A 21,133-nucleotide genomic window follows, 5' to 3' on the forward strand; every position below is an offset into this window, starting at 1 on the left:
AGAAACCGCCCCAAGTAATTTTGCGGCGGTTTTTTGTTTATTTTACGGCTTTATAAACCCCTGTCCATCTCCCGGTTTGAAATACATTTACAGTTTTTTATTTTTCAGCTTAGTTTACAGCGGCCTGTTTGCACAGGTAAAAGTTAGCGGCAAAATAACCGATACTTCAAAAGGCCCGGTAACCCTGGCGGTTGTTAACCTTCAGCAGCAGCACTCCGAACAAATAAGGGCAGTACAAACCGATTCGTTGGGCATGTTTTATTTTACCACCGTTGATAAAGGTGACTATCGACTAACCATCACATACACCGGCTATCAAAAAACAGAAATTAAACTAACCCTGCAGCATGATACCACCTTATCCATCACCCTTACTGACCTTACCACACAGCTAAATGAGGTGACTGTAACAGCCGGCAAGGCCACTGTTGAAAACAAAAGCGATAAGCTGGTTTATAATGTATCAACCAGCGCAACATCAGCGGGGGCTGACGCACTTACTGTTATTGGCCGGGTACCGGGCGTAAAGGTTGGTGATAATGAGCTGGGCATTGCGGGCAAGGGCAGCGTTAAAGTGATGGTAAGTGAAAGGCTGGTACAACTGGCCGGTACCGATCTGCTCCGCTACCTGCGTTCGTTATCTGCAAGCCAGCTGGCCAGTATTGAGCTTATCAAAAACCCGGGCGCCGGCTATGATGCCGAGGGGAATGCCGGGCTCATCAATATCACCCTCAAACACAGCAAAAAACAAGGTTATTCGGGCAGTGTGCAGATCAACGATAAACAATGGCTGCATAACCCGGCCACTGTTTATGGCACCGGCAATTACTGGTGGCTTAATGCCAGTGGTGATATCAACTACAATTCGGCCAAATTATCGGCCTATGCCAGCGTAAATATTGATCATGACCACGAATTGGAAGGCTTTGAAACCGATATTTATTACCCCAAACAAACCTGGCTGCAAACTGATACCGGCAATTACCGCTATCATAATTTAAACTTTATAGCCGGTGCCGATTACCGCCTGAGCCCTAAAGTTACCATCGGCGTAAATTACCAGGGCGGGAAAAACACTTATGACGGGTCGGACCATGTGAATAACCCCATTATCAACAACAATACCGGCGCTGTGGATTCAACATTAAGAACTTATGCCACCTACCATCCTGTAGCCATTAGCAATGCAGTTAACCTGCATAGTACTATAAACCTGGATACAGCCGGCGCCAAACTGGTGCTTAATGCCGATTACTTTAACTACTACCGTACCGACCGGTCTGATTTTGAAAGCAATACCTACCTCGCTAATGGCTCCCCGAATGCTGCCAGCCGCAACCGTTATCATGATACCAACAAGCAGGATATCAATATTTATACTTTTAAAGCAGATGCTGTTGTGCCTGTCAAATACGCCCGTTTTGCATTTGGTGCTAAGCTCAGCTTTATCAACAATTACAGTAATGCATTTTACTATAAAAAAGCCGCTAACGATTCACTGCGTTATGACGATAACCTGAGCAACGAGTTTACTTATACCGAAAACACCCAATCGGTTTATGGCAGCATAAGCCGAGAGGATGGCAAATGGAAATACCAGGCGGGCTTACGGGTTGAACGTACCGAAACCAAAGGCTTTTCACATACGCTTAACCAAACTACCATTAATAATTACACTAAACTGTTCCCTTCGGCAACAGTGAGTTACCAGGCGGGTGTTGATCATAGCCTTGCGCTAAATTTTGGCAGGCGTGTGAACCGCCCAACCTTCTGGAACCTTAACCCTTTCAAGAGCCTGTTTACAGCTTACAGCTACGGCGAAGGCAACCCCTATCTTCAACCCGAATACAATACTAATTTTGAGCTTTCGCATACCTACAAAAACAGGCTTACGTCGGCTATATTTTTAAATGTTACCAACAACGGGTTTAACGGCGTTACCATTGCCCGGCCGGATACCAACCTGGTTTATTCCACGCCACTTAATTTTATAAAAACTTACAGGCTGGGTGTTTCCGAAAATTATTCGATACAATTGCTAAAGTGGCTTGACAATAATAACCAGCTCACCTTTTACCATACCGATGCCAAATCGGCCCTTAACTCGGTGAAAAACATCAGCGGGTTTGGAGCCTATATCGCTACCAACAATAATATTTATTTTAATGCCGGTAAAACCTTTGCCGGTGCGGTAAACTTCTGGTACCAGTTTCCGGAGATAGACCATATAGGCCGCAGCGACGCTTATTACAAACTCGACCTCGGCCTCAAAGCATCCGTTTTTAAAAAGAAAATAGATGTTTCATTGGTGATGAACGATGTTTTCAGGAGCAGCGCAACGGCAGTTACTACTGTAGTGAACGGGGTAAGGCAAAAATACACCAACTTCCAGATTAACAGGTATGCCCTGCTCGGCATCAGCTACCGTTTCGGCAACAGCCAAAACAAAGCCGAAAAACAGGATACCGGCAACCAGGATGAAAAAGGTCGGATCCATTAAAAGCAAAAAAGGAGCTGTACAAGCTCCTTTTAAACAATCACAAAACAAAATAAGGTTACATTTTACCTGTAGTATCCTTGCTCATCTTACTTTTCTTCATTTTGCTTTTTGACATTTTATCTGAGCCCATTTTGTCTTTCGACCTTTTATCGTGGCTCATTTTGCCTGAAGCCATTTTATCGTGGCTCATTTTGTCTTTACTCATTTTATCCTTTTTCATTTTACCGGTATCGCTAAGGGCGATAACATTATGCAAAGGAGTTGAGGTTTTGGCCTGTACATTGGCTGTAAGGCTGGCAATAGCAAAAGCGGCGATAAGGACGCCTGAAATGATTGATCTGATTTGATTTTTGATTTTCATGTTTGGTCTTTTAGTTAATTATCTGCTCCTTAGTCGGCCCGGGAGGTCAATCCTTACAATGTATTTCATTTTAATTGTGGCACATACCAATTCGTGTCAATCCAAAAAAATTCGTGAAATTCGTGCACACTCAACTCACCCACATTAAAGCTACCTTATGGACATCAGCCAGGCACAGCAACTTGTAGATAACTGGATCAAAACAACCGGCATCAGGTATTTTAATGAGCTTACCAATACCGCCATTTTAATGGAAGAGGTTGGCGAAGTAGCCAGGATCATGGCGAGGCAATACGGCGAGCAATCATTCAAAACATCGGATACAGAAGTTAACCTGGCCGATGAAATGGCCGACGTACTTTTTGTACTCATTTGCCTGGCCAATCAAACCGGCATCGACCTGACCGAAGCCCTTGAAAAGAACATGGAAAAGAAAAGCATCCGGGATGCCGAACGGCATAAAAACAATGAAAAACTAAAATAGTTAAAATTAAATTCCAAGATTTTCAATTAAACAAAATTAAATTCTGTAATTTTTTTATTTAATATAATTTAATAAGGCAAAAACCGTTTAATCTAAAACAATTAAACAACCTTATTATGAAAACCTATTTTATACTGTCGGTAAGTTTTTTACTTGTACTGACATCCTGCGAACGTAACACAGAACAAAAAGAAAAGATTGCCAATGTAATGTTGGCCCCCGCTCCTCCTGTAGAAAAATCTGACATGGAAGCATTTAAAACGCCGGCAGTTGTTGACGACAATCACATTTCTTCCAATACAACAATTACCGACACCGCCAAAAAGATCATCAAGGAAGGAGATATCCGTTTTGAAACCGGCAGCCCGAAGGCGGCGCGACAAAACATCGTTTCATCGCTCAAAAAGTTAGGCGGTTACCTTGCCGAAGAAAATGAGACCAACAGCGGCGAAACCAATCAAAAGGAATACAGCCTCAAGATCAGGGTACCCTCTAAAAACTTTGATGCTTTTTTAAATGGCCTAACTTCCAGTGCAGATCATATCGACTCCAAAAACATTCACATCAGGGATGTGACAACGCAGTTCATCGACGTTAAAGCACAAATCAACAATAACAAACAGTTGGAGCAGCGTTATTTGCAGCTGGCAGCTAAAGCCACCAAAATGACCGACCTGCTGGCCATAGAAGATAAGCTTGCCGCTATCCGTACCGAAATTGATTCGGCACAAGGGCAGTTGAACTATTTAAGCAGCCAGGTTAGTTACAGTTCGCTGGATATCAGTTTTTACACCAGGCAGGGCAACCTGGTTAACAACGGCAATGCTTTTGGCTATAAGTTTAAAAACTCACTGAGTACCGGCTGGGATACCATGCAAAACATGTTCTTTTCAATAGTATCCCTGTGGCCTTTAATATTTGCCGCCTTAATTGTTTACCTGTTAATCATCCGCTGGAAAAAACGGAGGAGGGCAACTGTGTTAACAGAGGCATAAGAAATATCGCTAAAGTTAATTTAATATTAAAATTATAAAAAGACCAATGCAAAAAGGTATTAACTGATGAAGATTTAATTAAAAGGGTAGAAATTTTACCAAAATATTTAATAAATGCTTGATAAGTAGAAATTTAACACCTAATTTTAAGCACCTAATTAATTGATCATGATCCGTGTACGGTCTAAAGTTGTACTGTTGGTTGCCCCCCATGTAGTTGGCCTTGAGGTATTGCCTAATAACAAGGTTTTTAAACATATTTCAACCATTCCGGCTATTTTTCCATGCATACACGATATCAAACCCAACCTGCTCATACTTGATTACGACTATCTTGTTAAAGATATCGAAAAGATCCTCCGCCGTTTAAGCGCAAACATTGCATACAAAAACATCAGGATCTGCTGCTATAAAAATAAATGGCACTCCAAAGTTGATCCTTTCCTGAAAACATTAGGCGTTGACCATATTTTTTATGCTGAGGATATGCAGGACGAAGTCACCAGGAAAAGCGTATTCGACGCCATTGGCAATGTTATAATGGACGGGACGTTTTTTAGCTTATTAAAGCCGGTGCATTGAGTGCCCGTTTCTCTTAGATATCATTGCGAGCGTGGCGCGGCAATCGCACCCAAGCATGCTCACTCTGTATACAGCGCTGCGCTGGTAATAACGTGTTTTAATTCTTATATCATGGTTCTTGCCATCCTGATTCTTAATGTCTTGCTTCCTGATTCTTGATCTCTTGCTTCTGACTTGTCTTGCCTCTCCTCTTAAATTACTACATCACCCTCAAAAACCCTCACAGCAGGCCCTTCTAAAAAGATCTCTGTAAAAGCGCTGCCATCATAATCAAAACGGATATTGAGGTTCCCTCCCAATACTTTTATGGGAGTGGTGATATGGCCGGTTTGTTGTTTGTGCTGCGCCATGGCCAGGGCAACGGCAGTTACGCCTGTACCGCAGGCAAAGGTTTCATCCTCTACCCCGCGCTCAAAAGTGCGTACAAAGTAGCCCTCCTCCATCGGTTCAACAAAATTTACATTAATGCCGTTTTTGCGGTAGGTGGCATTGTTGCGGATGGCATGGCCCTCCTGGTAAACGTTGCGCTGTTCAAGCCCGTCAACCAGTTTTACATAGTGCGGCGAGCCGGTGTTAAGCACATAAGCGTCGGCATCGGTATTAACTTCGTTTACGTTGATCATTTGCAGGCTCACCCAATCGCCTTCATCTGAAATTTTGGCATAATGCGGACCATCTACCGCCAAAAATTCAGTTTCGGAATTGATAACGCCTAAAAATTTGGCAAAAGCCACAATGCAGCGACCGCCATTGCCGCACATGCTGCTCGGCTGGCCGTCGGCATTGTAATAAATCATCTCAAAATCGTACCCTTCCTTGTTTTGCAGCAGCATCAAGCCATCGCCCCCGATACCGAAACGACGATCGCACAGGTAAGAAATCAGCTTAGGATTATGATGATCAACGCGGTTATCGCGGTTATCAATCAAAATAAAATCATTTCCTGCACCCTGGTATTTATAAAAATGTATCTTCACAATTATCCTGTTAATATCAGCCCCCTTAGTCTTCAACAAAACCCGTGCTAACAATTAAAATAGCCGATGTTTATCTATTTAACAAATTTTAACAAAAAACGGGATAACTAATCATTGATTATCTCGTCTATATGGTATTAAATTTGATCTGTAAAATAAGTAAACTTAATAATAAGAAAGGCAAATAATAAATGAAAAAGATTGGTTTAACACTATTAACCGCTTTTGTTGGAGGTGCGATGGCCTTAGGTGTATACAAGGTTATCGAAAACAAGTACTCTGACAACCTGAGCTTTGAAGACAAGCAAAAGGTATATTTTACAAGCAACCCAATGGCTGCAGTTTCATCAACCGGCGATCTGGATTTTACCCAGGCAGCAGCGGCAGCAACCCCGGCGGTGGTTTACATCCGCACTACTTACACTAACAAAGCCGGCGGCGGTCAGGATCAGCTGGAGCAAATGTTTGGCGATATGTTCGGTCAGCGGGTGCGCCCTCAGGGGCCGCAAATGGCATCAGGCTCTGGCGTTATCATTTCGCCCGATGGTTACATTGTAACCAACAACCACGTGGTTGAAAAAGCCGATAAAATTACCGTTGCCACTAATGATCACCGTACTTTCAGCGCCAAAGTTATCGGCACCGACCCAAGTACAGATCTTGCCCTCATTAAAGTGAGCGCTACCAACCTGCCAATTGTAAAATTAGGCAACAGCGATGACGCTAAAGTTGGCGAGTGGGTTTTAGCTGTGGGCAACCCCTTTAACCTAACATCAACCGTTACAGCAGGGATCATTAGCGCCAAAGGCCGTAATATTGGTATCATTGGCAGCGAAAACAATGATGACGACAATCCGTTTGGCCGTACCCGCAACCAGTCGACTCCTAAGCTGAACAAAGCTATCGAGTCGTTTATCCAAACTGATGCGGCCATTAACCCTGGTAACAGCGGTGGCGCACTGGTTAACACCCGCGGCGAACTGATCGGTATTAACGCCGCTATCGCTTCTCACACCGGCTCGTACGAAGGTTATGGATTTGCTATCCCTGTTAACCTGGCTAAAAAAGTATTAAACGATATCAAGAAATTCGGTACTGTAAAACGTGGTTTTGTAGGTGTAACTTTCACCGAGCTTAACCCCGACGTAGCCCAAAAACTCGACGTAACAACCACTAATGGCTTGTACGTGAACGACCTTGTACCGGGCGGTGGTGCCGAACAGGCAGGTTTGCGCAAAGGTGATATCATTGTTAAGGTTGAAGGTCAGCCGGTTTATGAATCATCTGATCTGCAGGAACGCGTAGGCCGTTTACAGCCCGGCGATAAGATTAACGTTACTGTACTGCGCGATGGCAAGGACAAAGATTTCGCGGTAACGCTTAAAGGCGATGCCGTAGCGCCATCAAACCGCATTGCAGCATCAAAGTCGGCCGAAGAGCTGTTTAACAAACTGGGCGCAAGCTTCCACGCTTTAACCCCTGCCGAAAAAAACAGGCTGCATGTTAACGCCGGTGTACTGGTAACCCAGGTACGTGAAGGAGGTTTATTTGACGCTGCCGAAATACCTGAAGGCGTAGTGATCACCAGCATTAACAAATTGCCTATCGCCAGTATCGATGATATTGACAGGGCAATTGTAAAACCGATCCAGGGCAATATTATCATTGCCGGCATCTACCCTGATGGTTCGCACTTCAGCAGCGCGTTCCCGGCTCAATAAGTTTTTTTTAAGTGATTTTGTATATTGAAGCCCCGGTCTCTTTTGAGATCGGGGCTTTGTTTTTATGGAGAATTTTCGGGACTTGAAAGGGCTTTTGTGGTAATTAACTTACATCGTCGCCCTCTTGGCCGGGCCATAGCCGTTAACCTAAGCAATTGTTTGAACAAAGGGTTTTAAAAATCCCCTCTCGAGAGCAGGGCCGTTGCATTCTACTATTCAGTTCTTAATAACACGCACGATTAAGCGTCTACGCTTGGTCGTTTGCCTTAATTGAGCGTCCACGCTCCCGTAATATGTTATAAACGTAAGCGTGGACGCTTACTTTGGTTATAATTCAAGCGAAGGACGCTTGAACTTGCGAAACATAAATTAGAATGCAACAGCCCTGCTCTCGAGAGGGGGCGCGGAGGAACGAGTGGTGGCAGGGGTGTGTTTCTGCTACAAGCTTATCAAAACAGAAACACACCCCTCCGCCCCTCTCAAGAGGGGAATCGCACAATCCCGCGCTTTTTCTTCCTTAAGTTAACGGTTATGTTGGCCGGGCGGGGGCCAGTTACTTTACCTTAGATGCAAAGTAACCAAACATCAAGACAAAAAAATGCTTCCTCACGCAGGCCATACTCCCAGGCCCGCTTTTTTGTCGACCCGGCGCACTTTTGTTTTGGAGATTATAATAACTTTTTCCCTTATTAAACCCAGCGCCTTTGTCTTGTTTCCTGACTCTTACCGTCTTGCTTCTTTGCTCTTACTGTCTTGCTTCTATCCTCTCCTCGTCGGCAGGCAAGCTTCGGGCGAAAGCGGGCAGAACAATGGTGGGTGGTGCGGCTGCAGGGGCATAGCAAGTTTTTGCAGAAGCGAAGGCCTGTGCAGCAGGGCAAAATAATTGCGGCCCGTGGTTCTGCCCGCTTTGCAGGGCGAAGGCCGGGGAAGGCAAGCGGGCGAAGGCCTGTGCGGCAAAGAAGCCTCCCTGCCGACTTGACTTTTTGGTTACTTTTGTGTCAAGACAAAAGTAACAGCCCTCCCGCGGCAATTGAGCGGGGCCGATGTTAGTTAAATACCACTATGGTTATTTAAACACCAGCACCACTTTACCAACAGTCCTCCCACTTTCCAGTTGCAAATGCGCATCGGCCATTTGCTCAAACGGAAACACTTTGGATACGTGCGATTTAATGATCCCTTTTTGCAGCAATCCCGCAATGGCGGCCATGTTTTCGGCATTGGGTTTTACCCGGGTGTTGTGGCCATTAATGCCCAGGGCGTTGGCTTTGGGGGCAACGGCTTCGTTCATGCCCGAAACGATGCTTATAATGGTACCGCCTTTTTTCATTACCTGCAACGAGCGGTCAATGTATTCGCCGCCAATGGTGTCAAGTACAAAGTCGATATCATGAGTAGCGGTTTCAAAGGGCTGCGCTTTATAGTCGATATGCTCATCGGCACCCAGGGCCAACACAAAATCGCGGTTGGCAGCCGAGGAAGTGGCAATAACATAGGCGCCCAAATGTTTGGCTATCTGCACAGCATAATGACCAACCCCGCCGGATGCAGCGTGGATCAGTACACGGTCGCCGGGTTTAACAGGCGCATTGGTGTGGAAAGCCTGCCAGGCGGTAAGCGCGGCAAGCGTAGCTGCGGCAGCTTCCTCATGGCCGATGCCCGCAGGTTTCAATGCAAGCTCATTAGCTTTGGCCTTAACATATTCGGCATAGGCTTTACCGGTTTTGGGGAAATCTATCATGGCAAAAACTTCGTCGCCGGGTTTAAAACCGGTAACATCCGCGCCCACTTCGGTTATCTCTCCCGAAATGTCCCAACCTAATATTATCGGCGACTCATCCTTAATAAGTGCGGAAATACCTTTTCCCGAGCGGGTTTTAACGTCGACAGGGTTTATACTGATGGCTTTCAGTTTTACCAGCACTTCATCGGCAGCTATAGTTGGTACAGGTATTTCGGCCGGCACAAGGTTTTCAACTCCGCCAAAGTTTTTTAAAATTATTGCTTTCATATTTTGATGTATTCATTTGATATCCCAAAGTTATGGCACCGTAAATAAAATCACGGGGATAAATGAGGAATATAATTTAGTGTTTTAACCTCTCTTACTCTAAACGCCATCTTTTAGCTCAGGTTTTGTGAGATGGAGTGAGGTGAGGTAAATCGGAAAACACCTTGTTGTAACTAACAAACATCGTCGCCCTCTTGGCCGGGCGGGGCCCAGTTACTTTACCTTAGATGCAAAGTAACCAAACATCAAGACAAAAAAATGCTTCCACCCGCAGGCCATACTCCCAGGCCCGCTTTTTTGTCGGGCCCGGCGCACTTTTGTTTTCGAGATTATAACAGCTTTTGCCCTTTATTAAACATTTTATTGTCTTGTTTCTTGGTTCCTGACTCTTGCCGTCTTGTGTCTTTCCTCCTCATTCTCTTGTTTCTTGATTCTAACGGGCTTGTTTCTTCTTCCAAACTCCTATCTTTAGAAACGTGATTAAAGTAACATGCGCCATTATTGTTAATACCGACGGACTTGTTTTTGCTGCCCAGCGAAGCGCGACAATGAGCCTGTCATTAAAATGGGAGTTTCCCGGCGGTAAAATTGAACCCGGCGAAACCGCCGAAGCCTGCCTCATCCGCGAAATTAAGGAAGAGCTTCATGTGGATGTTGAAATTGTTTCTTCTTTGCCGAGTAATACGCATCAATATCCTAATGTTACTATACAACTGATTCCCTTTGTTTGTAAGATCACCGCTGGCGAGGTGTTGCTTAAGGAGCATCTTGATTTCAAATGGTTAGCTAAAGATGAATTGTTAGCTTTGGATTGGGCGGAGGCGGATGTGGCGATTGTTAAATATTATATGAAAACCTAAATGTCAACACTTGAATTAGGCTTGTATGAGCAACTTATCACGAAGCTCATATCAAATAAATTACAGACCGTTAATAACGATACCTTCTTCGTTAAGAGCACACTGCTCGACAAAGAAGAAGCGTCCAGATATCTTAGTGTTTATTTATCCGAAACTATAAAGTTTGCACTTAACGAAATTAAAGGCGATGACAAAGTTCTTAAGCAAATTGAATTGTCAAATAAGATAATTCAATTATTAATAAATGCTTTACCCGATATTAGCTTATCCGGCAATTTAATTGAAGACGAAGGCAAAATTCTGAACGCAGTATTTTCAACGTTAGACAACCCACATAACAAGTTAGAAGAAAGAGTTAAATTAATCACACCATATACTCGGCTAAGCCAGAGTGAGCTATTTACAGGTAACAATGTAGGCGTTTCGTTGGAAAGTGAAATCAAAAAGGAAATTCTTTCATCTGACGAAATTTGTTGGTTAGTATCTTTTATCAAATATTCGGGCATCAGAATATTTAAGGATGAACTGGAAGAATTTACCAGCAGTGGCAAGAAACTAAAGATTATAACCACATCGTATATGGGAGCTACTGATGTGAAAGCAATTGAGTTTTTATCCAAGTTGCCTAATACAGAAATAAAAGTATCCTATAACTCAGATCATGAGCGCTTACACGCCAAAGCGTATTTATTTTTAAGGCAAACCGGTTTCAATACCGGGTATATTGGTTCTTCAAACATTTCACGATCAGCACTTACAAACGGATTAGAGTGGAACTTAAAAGTAACTTCCAAAGAAATCAGTCATATCATTGATAAGTTCAAAAAAACATTTGAAACCTATTGGGTTGATAAAGATTTTGAATCGTATATACCAGGTAGAGATGCGCTCAAGCTTGAAACCGCCCTCAAACAACAAAAATCATACGATAAGCAATCCATTACAACCTTCTTTGATTTAAAACCATTTCCGTACCAGGAAGAAATATTAGAAAAGCTAAACTCTGAAAGAGTTGTGCACAATAGATTTAAAAACCTATTGGTGGCAGCAACAGGCACAGGCAAAACAGTGATTTCAGCTTTTGATTATAAACGATTCAAAAACTCAAATTCAAGGGCTCGGTTGCTTTTTGTAGCTCATAGAAAAGAAATTCTTGAACAAGCTCAAAATACATTTCAGCATGTTTTAAAAGACCCCAACTTCGGCGAATTATGGGTAGATGGCATTACGCCTACTAATTATGAATACATATTTGCATCTGTACAAAGTCTTAACAATAAAATTCAAGACTTAACCTTATTATCCGATTTTTATGATTTTATAATTATCGATGAGGTACACCATGCTCCCGCATCAAGCTACCGCTCCATATTTGAAAAATTCAACCCTCAAATCTTATTAGGTTTAACAGCAACTCCGGAACGTGGGGATGGAGAGGAGGTACTAAAAGATTTTTGCAATGAAATTGCTGCGGAAATAAGACTACCGGAAGCCTTGAATAGAAAGTTACTGTCCCCCTTTCAATATTTTGCACTTTCTGATAGTGTCGATTTATCAAGACTATCGTGGAAAAACGGTAAATATGAGATAAATGAACTTACAAGGCTTTACACTGAAGATGATAGGCGAGTAAATGAAATTTTAGCCAATTGCGAAAAATATCTAACAGATATTAACGATGTAATGGCTGTTGGCTTTTGTGTCAGTCAAGATCATGCTCGCTATATGGCTGAAAAGTTTACTTTAGCAGGATTAAAGGCTGACTATTTAACATCTGAGACATCCAACAATCGGGATGAATTGCGAGCTCGACTTAAACGGAAAGAAATTAATTACCTATTTGTTAGAGACATCTTTAATGAGGGGGTTGATATTCCGGAAATCGATACAGTATTATTTTTACGACCAACCGAAAGTCTTACTATTTTCCTTCAACAATTAGGTAGAGGTTTACGTCTTGCCAACAAAAAAGATTGCTTGACCGTTCTTGACTTTGTTGGAAACTCAAGGCCGGAGTACGATTTTGAGCACAAATTCAGAGCACTTGTTGGTAAAACACATACGTCAATTATTACTGAGATAGAAGATGAATTCCCTCATTTACCTTTAGGTTGCTCAATAGTACTCGAAAAGAAAGCAAAAGAAGTTATTCTAAAAAACATAACAGCTGCAATAGGATTTAATAGAACACAACTAATAAACAAAATCAGCAGCTTTTATTTGCAAATAGCCTTGCCGTTAACTTTAAAAAACTTTATTACGATTCAGAATATTGACCTTTCTTTAATTTATAAAAACAAAAAATTTGGATGGAAAAGGCTATGTGCAGTGGCCGGAGCTATTAGTAACTTTGACGAGCCTAATGAATCGGTTTTAACTGGAGCTATCAGCAGAAAACTATTGCAATGCAATTCTATAAGTTATTTGCATTTTATTAAAAAGTTAATTGATAATAATTTTATTATCAGCAGCTTGAATGCAGAGCAACAGCAAATGCTTTTAATGTTCCATTACGATGTTTGGCAAAAAGCAGGACCAGAAGCTGGCTTTGATTCTATCGAAAAAAGTATACTACAAATTAGCAATAATCCAATCATGGTTGCTGAACTTCGGGAGGTTATTGATCTTCTAATTAGTAGAGTCGATTTTGTGGAAAAACCTATAGCTTTAGATTTCCCATTTACTTTACAAGTACATAGTCGCTATAATCGCGACCAAATTTTAGTCGCTATGCAACTACATAGTTTTGACAAAGCATCATCTAATAGAGAAGGCGTTGCGTTAAATAAGGAATTAAATACAGAAGCATTTTTTGTAACACTAAAAAAGTCTGATAAGGAATATTCACCAACGACTCTTTATGATGATTACGCTATAAACGAATACCTTTTCCATTGGCAATCACAAAATGCAACATCTCCTGAATCGCCTAAAGGATTATCTTATATAAACCATAAAGATGATGATAAGAAAATCTTACTTTTCGTAAGGGAGCAAAACGACAATGAGTTTGGATTTACCATGTCGTACGTATTTTTAGGAGAAGCCAACTTTACAAAATCAAGTGGATCAAAACCTATGAACATCGAATGGCAATTAAACGAACCTATGCCGGCTTATATTTGGAAAGAGAGTGGCAAGCTTGCTATTGGATAACCTTAAAAGTTCACTTATCTCCGATTGACAAACCCAATCATCCGGCATAACTTGCCGCATGCCCAATATTAAATTCAATTACCTCTATCGCGATGGCGGCAACTATAAAAACTTCAACAGTATTGTTTTTAACAACCCGCAAAGTATACTGTTACCGTCATTAGAACAATTGATTCGCTCCAAACTTATATCGATTATTGGTTTTACGTTGATCAATGGCAACTACCCGACCTTCACTTCGGCACCTGGGATAACGAGCTTGACCATACCTTTCATGAGTTTGAAAGTGTAGAATACACAGAGGAGGCTGCCGACAACGGAACGGATTTGGATTTGTTTATAAATATCCTTAAAAACTTACCATCCCTATAGCCCCGTAATCATTTTCGTGATATCACGAAAATGATTATTAAAAAATAGCGCTTAAATTTCACCAAAATGGTGGCGCTATATCGTCAGTACCCCAACCAGCCCACATCCGCCTAAAAGCATTTTCGCTAAAAAGCATCAAAAATCACCAAAAAAATCCACCTGCCGGCACTGCCCCAATTAAAGCACCTATTTTACTCTAAAAAGTTTTAATATTTGATTATCAAAACCTTACCATTGTTTCAGTTAAAATATTAATTATTTAACTATCAGCGTGTTTCATAAAAAAGGCGTCCCGCGTTTTCACGCTCAAAAAATGGAACACGCTCATTTTCGCAAAAACGGACAGCTTGCTTTTTTCATTTTTTCGTGGGGAATCAAAAAATTGGGACACCCATTTTTTTTCGTTATACTTGTAATCTATATAATACAGATAGATATAGTATTATTTAATCAAATAAACAAAATAATGCAAAGGCATAGGGGTAAAAGTTTAGAGTGTTGTAATAAAGTAAACGCGTTAAAAGCTTTATTCAATCACTTTAAAATGACAACCCATGATACCCGCTTTAATAATTTGGTTATTTAAAAAATATATCCGGCCTGCCCTCCAAAACAAAACTTTACCAACATTAAATATATCTGGTCCGCTAAGGTGGGCGGCTATGGTGCTGGCTTTGTTATGCCTCGCTGTGGGTGCCCTGGCGCAGGAGCAAACGGTTAAATACAACGTGCTGCACAGCGGCAAGGTGGTTGGCCACATGAACCTGTACCAAAAACGCCAGGGCGATGAACTGTACCTCAAAATGATCTCTGAGGTTAAAATGCGCTTCATTTTCAGCGTGAAGGTGGAGATTCAGGAGGAGAGCACTTTTAACAATGGCAAGCTCATGAGCTCGCAGGTATGCCGCAACGTTAATGGCAAGGAAAAGTGCAACCGCCAAACCAAAGCCGTAGCCACAGGCTACCAAACCATCGCCGAGGGCAAATGCGGCAAGGTGGAGCAAAAGCAAATTGCCGCCAACCTCATGCTGCTCTACTGCCACGAGCCTAACGACCAGGCACAGGTTTACTCGGATAACTTTCAGCAGTTTTTACAGGTTAAGCAGGTGAGCCCGCACGTGTACCGCATTGATCTGCCCGATGGTAATTACAATTTCTATAGCTATACCAACGGGGTGTGCAGCAAGGTTGATATCCACCATTCGCTGTACACTATCCAGATCCAGCTGGCCTGATTGATTTTTAACATTTGGGAGCTATGAATTTAACGGCCAAACAAGCTATCTTTAGCGCTAACATCTACCCCCTGAAAGTGGAATATAGCGATAGCACGGCCATTGGTTTAATTAAACAGGGAAGCCAGAAGGCTTTTGAGCGGCTTTTTAAAGATCATTTTAAAAGTCTGCACGCCTATGCCTACACTTTTTTAAAGGATGATGAAATGGCCGAAGAGGTAGTACAAAATGTTTTTTGCCGCATTTGGGAAAAACGCGATCAGCTTAAAACCGACGGCAGCATTAAGGCCTACCTGTACCGATCTGTACATAACGAAAGTTTGAACTATTTAAAGCACCAGAAGGTGCGCACCAGTTTCGGCGTGTATTATGCCGACGAAATGGAGCAGGTTGGTAACGATGATTCGGCCTCAAAAAAACTGCTCGCCGCCGAGCTGCAAAAGCATATTGAAAAAGCCCTGAGCGAACTGCCAGAGCAGTGCCGCATCATTTTTCAGCTCAGCAGGTTTGAGCAGCTTAAATATCAGCAAATTGCCGATCAGATGGGCCTCTCGATCAAAACCATCGAAAACCAGATGGGCAAAGCGCTGCGGGTAATGCGCCAAAAACTGGCCGAGTTTTTACCCATAATTTTATTGTTATTAATTAATTGGTTTGTATGAGCTATACCGGTATGCCTATAGATGATGATTTGCTGGTGAAATACCTGGTTGGCGAAGCCACGCCCGCCGAGGTGGAGGCTATACAGAACTGGATAGCAGCCTCGCCCGAAAACAGGCAGGAGTATGATAATTTTAAACTGATCTGGGATGAGAGCCGGCAAATAGCTTCCACCAAAACGCTGGATGAGGATGCTGCTTATCTCCGCCTGCAAAAACGGATCGGCAATACAGTCACAACGCCAACTCAACCGGCACAGCTTCGCAAAATGAAAACCAGCTGGTGGGTGGGCATAGCGGCTTCACTGCTGTTGGTTTGCACTGTGGCCTGGCTAACCCTAAGTCATTATTATGATAACAAGGCTATTGCTTTTGTTAAGATAGACAGCAAGACCAAAACCCGCGCGCAAACCCTGCCCGATGGATCTGTTGTTACGCTGAACAGCCACAGTACGCTTATTTACCCCAAAAAGTTTACGGGCAAAATCCGCCCGGTAACTATGCTGGGCGAAGCGTTTTTTAAAGTTACGCCTGATAAAACAAAACCTTTTATAATTAGGGTGAACGGTGTAACGGTTAGGGTAGTTGGCACGTCATTCAATGTAAAGAGCCGCAATGGCAAAACGCAGGTTATTGTTGAAACGGGCATTGTTAACGTAAGTGAGCAAACCAAAAACGTAAACCTCAATCCGGGCGAAAAGGTGCTGGTAACTAAAAAGGATGGCCTGCTTGCCAAAGAGAGCATCAAGGGGCGTTTGTATAACTATTATGCAACCCATGAACTGGTTTGCGATGAAACCCCGCTGTACGAACTGGTAAGCTCGCTGAATGAAATTTACGGGGCGCATATTGTTATCGGCAATAAAGCCATTGCTAACCTGCCTATCACCACGGTGTTTAAAGACCAGTCGTTAGATCAGGTACTGCTGGTGATCTCCGAAACGTTCAAGATTAAAGTGGAACGCGGAAAAAAGGGGATTGTGTTGAAGTAAGAGCAGTCATATTAAGAAAGCGTCATTTGGAAATCGGGCAGGGCTTTAAAGGAGAGGTGGCAACCCGACCGGGTCATGCTGAACTTGTTTCAGCACCCCACGGGACAGGTGGGCGACTTGATTAGCGAGCGGCTTAGCAAATGGGTATTGAAACAAGTTCAACATGACGCGAATTTTTTACGGAATATTAATGACCAATGACATAACCTAATATACACGTTAGATACTTATGTTGTATAAACTACATCGTTGCCTAAACTATACCATCACCCTGCTGCTCCTTACGGCCTTAAACGCTCATGCCGATTCTATCCTTTCCAAAAGCATCTCCGTCCATGTAACTGAAATGCGCTTAGGCACCGTACTTAAAACCATCGAACAAAAAGGCAACTTCTACTTTTCGTATAACAGCAACATCGTAAAAACCGACAGCCTGGTCACCATCAATGCCGATAACTGGACAATCAAAGAGGTCCTTGATCATATGCTCCGCTACCGCTTTGAGTACCGCGAATCGAAGAATTTTATTATCCTGAGATATGCGCCCCTCCAACTCACCATTGTTACTGACAAAGCCGCTACAGAAGGCGACAGCTACAACATCAGCGGCACCGTAACCGACGAGCAAACCGGCCGTAACCTACCCAATGCCAGTGTATACTCGCACGAGCAACTCCAATCTGTACTGACCGATAAAGACGGCCGCTTTGATATAAGCCTGCATAACGAAGGTCAGCCGATCACCTTAACCATAAGCAGGGAGTTTTATAAAGATACCACGGTTACTTTTTTAGCAGATGTTAACGTAAGGAGCACCGACACCACGCTGAAGAAAAAACGCAGCTTGCTGGGTTACATTCTTAGTGATGATTATTCGGGCGTAGAAAATACTTCGCTTGGCAAGCTGTTCCTTTCCACCAAACAGCAGATCCAGGCGGCCAATCTCGGCGGGTTGATAGCCCAGGCCCCCTTCCAGGCTTCGGCCATACCGGGCGTAAGCACCCACGGCAATTTCAGCGGACAGGTAGTGAACGTAGTTTCCCTCAACGCCGTAGGCGGTTACAATGCCGGGGTTGATGGCTTTGAAATGGGCATTATTTTCAATTTGGATAAAGGCGATGTTGGCGCGGTACAAATAGCTGGCATCTTCAATGTAGTTGGCGGTTCGGTAAACGGCATCCAGCTGGGAGGATTGTACAATAACGTATTAGGTAATGTGCGGGGCATTCAGCTGGCCCTGCTCCATAACAGCGTAAAACAAAACATGAATGGTTTACAGTTGTCAGCCTTATACAATCATACCCGCGGATCAGTCAGGGGCATTCAGTTAGGGGCGATAGGCAATATCGCAGGTAAAAATTCTGATGCTTTGCAACTGGGCGGGATCGGCAATATCGCACAGCAAAAATTTGGAGGCCTCCAGGTGGCAGGCTTATTTAACTATGCCAAACACCTTACCGGGGTGCAGCTGGCATTAGTTAACATCGCCGATACTTCATCAGGCTTCAGTATCGGGTTGCTGAACATTATTAACAGCGGTTACCATAAACTGGCTATCTCCACCAACGAAACGCAAAACATCAACCTTGCCTTTAAAAATGGCAACAATAACCTGTACACCATTTGGCAGGGCGGCATTCGGGTTGATGGCAACAGTAAATTATATTCTTTTGGCTTAGGCTTTGGGCGCGAGTTTGGTTTAGGGCAGCATCTGGCAATCAACACCGAAATTGGATCAAGCTACCTGTACCAGGGCACCTGGTTAAAAACCAATCAGCTTAATAAGTTCAACCTGGATTTTACTTATAAGGTAAGCCGCAAGTTTTCCATTTTCGCAGGGCCGTCGTTAAACTTTCTTTATTCAGACCAGCGTACACCTGTTGATGGCTACGCTTATACACGTGACCTGCATCATTCCTTTATCCATGATAGCCGTAACTGGAGCAGTTGGGTTGGATGGAGTTTTGGGGTTAATTTGTTTTAAACTGGCTTTTGTTGTATTTAACTAACTGGGAGGCTTCTTTGCCGCACAAGGAAGCCCCCTCTAAATCTCCCCCGGAAGGGGAGACTTTTTCGATCTGCATTTTTTTTAAGCCCTCCCTTCCGGGGAGGGTTGGGTGGGGCTTTTCGCCCGAAGCTTACCTGCCGACGAAAGAAAGAAGCAAGACAATTAGATATAAGAAACAAGAAAATGAGGGAGAAAGACACAAGATGGCAAGAGTCAGGAAACAAGAGAAAGATGGAAAATTAAATGACAAAAGTTATTATATCCCCAAACAAAAGTGTGCCGGGCCGACAAAAAAGCGGGCCGGGGAGTATGGCCCGTGGGGAGAAGCATTTTTTTGTCTTGATTTATTCGCAAAGTTGTTTTGCTTTGTAGATGCTCATGGGCTCGCTCCGCTCGGTTTTTGGTTACTTTTTCATCAAGAAAAAGTGACTGGCCTCCGCGGCCAAGAGCGGACGATGTAAGTTATAACCACAAAAGCTCTCCCCTAACCTCAACGCCTTCCCATCAATGAACTATTGAATCAATCCAAATCCCCGTTGCCAAAAGTATCCCCCTGGTTAATATCCCCGGTGTCGAAACCTTTTTTAAACCAGTACATACGCTGGGCGCTGGTACCATGGGTAAAGCTGTCCGGTTCAACCTGGCCCCGGGCTTGCTTCTGCAGGCGATCGTCACCGATGGCGTTGGCTGCGTTGAGGGCTTCTTCGATGTCGCCTTTGTCAAGCACATTTTTCATGCTTTTTTCATAATGCGCCCAAACGCCGGCATAAAAATCGGCCTGTAACTCCAGTTTTACCGAGAGCTTGTTGTATGCGCGTTCGCTCAATCGTGAGCGGGCTTCGTCCATTTTTTGCGAAATGCCTAAAAGATTTTGTACATGATGGCCAACCTCATGCGCTATCACATAAGCCTGCGCAAAATCACCGGCCGCTCCAAAACGGTTCTTTAACTCATCATAAAAGGAAAGATCGATATACACCTGCGAATCCCCAGGGCAATAAAACGGGCCACTTGCCGAGCTGGCATTGCCACAGGCCGATTTTACGTAATCGTTAAATATTGTTAACTGAGGCTTTTCATAAGTGCGGCCCATATCGTTAAAAAGTTTCGTCCAGATATCTTCGGTATCTGCCAAAACTACACGTACAAAATGCTTACCCGCATCCTCGGGACCATTATTGGCTGTTTGCTCCTGCCGTGGCTGATTGGTTGCCACCTGGTTAAGCAGGGCTGAAGGATCAACCCCTGTAAAAAAATAAATAGCGGCCGCTATAATACCAAGCACACCGCCGCCTATGGCTAACCGGCCACCGCCGCCGCCCCGTTCATCATTAACGTTATCGCTTTCGCGTCTGCCAAACCATTGCATACTTGTCCGGCTCCCTAAAGGGGGAGCCTCTAAGCACAATAATAAAAAAAGGGCCTGTTTGTTTGAACAGGGCCCTTACATTTTTTTAATCCCTCCTTTAGGAGGATACGTAGCGATGTGATATTACTTCACAATCTCAAACACCGCCTGGATCTGGAAGCTTAGCTTGATGTTTTTGAAACTGATATCCGAATCGCCAACATTGCTATCAGCCGATGCTTTGAATGTCATTACATTGGCTGCATACATCCTTGGCTGCGGAAAGCTGCTGTTATCGCTTTCGGTAATATTAATGGCGCCGCCCAGTTTTTCGCCAAGGGCAGCTAACAGGTAGGTTGCTTTATCGCGAGCGGCTAACAGGGCTTTGATTTTGAGGTCGCGTTTCAGGTCGGCCATTTTTGAATAGTCGTAACTTTCAATATTGGTAGCCTGAATACCTTTAGGATCAATTTTCGACATGATCTGGTTAAACTTGTTCAGGTCGCGTACGCGCAGGCCGTATTGTTTGCTGGCCAAAAAGTCGGGTGCTTTTTTCTTTTGATAAGTGTTATTCCAGGCCGATACATTGTTAACCGTAAAATCTGACGATGGAATGCCGGCATCTTTAACGGCCTTTTCCAGTTGGTCTTCCAGGTCGTTAATGGCAATGTGCTTTTTGCCGTCCATATATTCCTGTAGTGATATGGTCACGTTTATAATATCAGGAGTAACCTCCTGCTCGGCAATGCCTGTAACTTCAATTTTACGCCTAAGGTCAACATTCTGGGCAAAAGCGCCGATTGTAGTTGCTAATAGTGCGGCAAGGATAAATAGCTTTTTCATGTGTATATTATTTGATGTTATGACTAAGG

The 21,133-nt window shown here is 43.4% G+C and carries 18 protein-coding genes; 13 read left to right on the forward strand and 5 right to left on the reverse strand.

Annotated elements, in window-relative coordinates; all coding sequences use genetic code 11:
- Nucleotides 1–76: 76 nt before the first annotated feature.
- Nucleotides 77–2,500 carry an outer membrane beta-barrel family protein gene (locus SNE26_RS22435; RefSeq protein ID WP_321556108.1) on the forward strand — a complete coding sequence of 808 codons (2,424 nt, stop codon included), beginning with the start codon at nucleotides 77–79 and terminating at the stop codon, nucleotides 2,498–2,500.
- Nucleotides 2,501–2,555: 55 nt separating this feature from the next.
- Here SNE26_RS22435 and SNE26_RS22440 read toward each other — a convergent pair whose 3' ends face one another.
- Entirely contained in the window at nucleotides 2,556–2,861 is a 306-nt protein-coding gene (locus tag SNE26_RS22440; RefSeq protein ID WP_321556109.1) for a hypothetical protein, read from the reverse strand.
- Between the two features lie 157 nt (nucleotides 2,862–3,018).
- On the opposite strand from SNE26_RS22440, the gene SNE26_RS22445 reads away from it, so the two are divergent.
- From SNE26_RS22445 to SNE26_RS22455, 3 genes are all read left to right on the forward strand, one after another.
- Nucleotides 3,019–3,345 carry a nucleotide pyrophosphohydrolase gene (locus SNE26_RS22445; protein ID WP_321556110.1) on the forward strand — a complete coding sequence of 109 codons (327 nt, stop codon included), beginning with the start codon at nucleotides 3,019–3,021 and terminating at the stop codon, nucleotides 3,343–3,345.
- A 116-nt stretch (nucleotides 3,346–3,461) separates the two neighbouring features.
- Nucleotides 3,462–4,340 carry a DUF4349 domain-containing protein gene (locus tag SNE26_RS22450; RefSeq protein ID WP_321556111.1) on the forward strand — a complete coding sequence of 293 codons (879 nt, stop codon included), beginning with the start codon at nucleotides 3,462–3,464 and terminating at the stop codon, nucleotides 4,338–4,340.
- A 168-nt stretch (nucleotides 4,341–4,508) separates the two neighbouring features.
- Nucleotides 4,509–4,922, forward strand: coding sequence for a hypothetical protein (locus SNE26_RS22455; protein ID WP_321556112.1), 414 nt, complete (start codon nucleotides 4,509–4,511; stop codon nucleotides 4,920–4,922).
- A 191-nt stretch (nucleotides 4,923–5,113) separates the two neighbouring features.
- Here the strand turns inward: SNE26_RS22455 and dapF are convergent, their stop codons facing one another.
- Entirely contained in the window at nucleotides 5,114–5,899 is a 786-nt protein-coding gene (gene dapF, locus SNE26_RS22460; protein WP_321556113.1) for a diaminopimelate epimerase, read from the reverse strand.
- A gap of 191 nt (nucleotides 5,900–6,090) precedes the next feature.
- On the opposite strand from dapF, the gene SNE26_RS22465 reads away from it, so the two are divergent.
- Complete coding sequence (locus tag SNE26_RS22465; RefSeq protein ID WP_321556114.1) at nucleotides 6,091–7,620, forward strand: Do family serine endopeptidase; 1,530 nt, start codon at nucleotides 6,091–6,093, stop codon at nucleotides 7,618–7,620.
- A gap of 1,066 nt (nucleotides 7,621–8,686) precedes the next feature.
- On the opposite strand, the gene SNE26_RS22470 is transcribed toward SNE26_RS22465, so the two are convergent.
- Nucleotides 8,687–9,631: an NADP-dependent oxidoreductase gene (locus tag SNE26_RS22470; protein WP_321556115.1), complete on the reverse strand. Its 945-nt coding sequence runs from the start codon at nucleotides 9,629–9,631 to the stop codon at nucleotides 8,687–8,689.
- A 476-nt stretch (nucleotides 9,632–10,107) separates the two neighbouring features.
- Here SNE26_RS22470 and SNE26_RS22475 point away from each other — a divergent pair, with 476 nt between their 5' ends.
- The 8 genes from SNE26_RS22475 to SNE26_RS22510 all read left to right on the forward strand — a co-directional run bounded on the left by SNE26_RS22475 (nucleotide 10,108) and on the right by SNE26_RS22510 (nucleotide 19,374).
- Entirely contained in the window at nucleotides 10,108–10,491 is a 384-nt protein-coding gene (locus SNE26_RS22475; protein WP_321556116.1) for a (deoxy)nucleoside triphosphate pyrophosphohydrolase, read from the forward strand.
- Nucleotides 10,492–13,647, forward strand: a complete 3,156-nt coding sequence (locus SNE26_RS22480; protein ID WP_321556117.1) for a DUF3427 domain-containing protein — start codon at nucleotides 10,492–10,494, stop codon at nucleotides 13,645–13,647.
- A gap of 58 nt (nucleotides 13,648–13,705) precedes the next feature.
- Nucleotides 13,706–13,939 carry a hypothetical protein gene (locus SNE26_RS22485; RefSeq protein ID WP_321556118.1) on the forward strand — a complete coding sequence of 78 codons (234 nt, stop codon included), beginning with the start codon at nucleotides 13,706–13,708 and terminating at the stop codon, nucleotides 13,937–13,939.
- Between the two features lie 634 nt (nucleotides 13,940–14,573).
- On the forward strand, nucleotides 14,574–15,254 hold the full coding sequence (locus tag SNE26_RS22490; RefSeq protein WP_321556119.1) for a DUF6134 family protein: 681 nt from the start codon (nucleotides 14,574–14,576) through the stop codon (nucleotides 15,252–15,254).
- 23 nt (nucleotides 15,255–15,277) lie between these two features.
- Entirely contained in the window at nucleotides 15,278–15,916 is a 639-nt protein-coding gene (locus SNE26_RS22495) for an RNA polymerase sigma-70 factor (protein WP_321556120.1), read from the forward strand.
- Nucleotides 15,913–16,905, forward strand: a complete 993-nt coding sequence (locus SNE26_RS22500) for a FecR domain-containing protein (protein WP_321556121.1) — start codon at nucleotides 15,913–15,915, stop codon at nucleotides 16,903–16,905. Before SNE26_RS22495 ends, SNE26_RS22500 begins: the two co-directional genes overlap by 4 nt.
- Nucleotides 16,906–17,134: 229 nt before the next feature.
- Entirely contained in the window at nucleotides 17,135–18,889 is a 1,755-nt protein-coding gene (locus SNE26_RS22505) for a carboxypeptidase-like regulatory domain-containing protein (RefSeq protein WP_321556122.1), read from the forward strand.
- 11 nt (nucleotides 18,890–18,900) lie between these two features.
- Nucleotides 18,901–19,374 carry a hypothetical protein gene (locus tag SNE26_RS22510; RefSeq protein ID WP_321556123.1) on the forward strand — a complete coding sequence of 158 codons (474 nt, stop codon included), beginning with the start codon at nucleotides 18,901–18,903 and terminating at the stop codon, nucleotides 19,372–19,374.
- A gap of 59 nt (nucleotides 19,375–19,433) precedes the next feature.
- Here the strand turns inward: SNE26_RS22510 and SNE26_RS22515 are convergent, their stop codons facing one another.
- Both SNE26_RS22515 and SNE26_RS22520 read right to left on the reverse strand, forming a co-directional pair.
- Nucleotides 19,434–20,282 carry a neutral zinc metallopeptidase gene (locus SNE26_RS22515; protein ID WP_321556124.1) on the reverse strand — a complete coding sequence of 283 codons (849 nt, stop codon included), beginning with the start codon at nucleotides 20,280–20,282 and terminating at the stop codon, nucleotides 19,434–19,436.
- A 123-nt stretch (nucleotides 20,283–20,405) separates the two neighbouring features.
- Nucleotides 20,406–21,104 (reverse strand): SIMPL domain-containing protein, encoded by a 699-nt coding sequence (locus SNE26_RS22520; RefSeq protein WP_321556125.1) that lies wholly within the window; start codon nucleotides 21,102–21,104, stop codon nucleotides 20,406–20,408.
- Nucleotides 21,105–21,133 lie beyond the last annotated feature (29 nt).

Source organism: Mucilaginibacter sp. cycad4 (assembly GCF_034263275.1).
Classification (GTDB): domain Bacteria; phylum Bacteroidota; class Bacteroidia; order Sphingobacteriales; family Sphingobacteriaceae; genus Mucilaginibacter.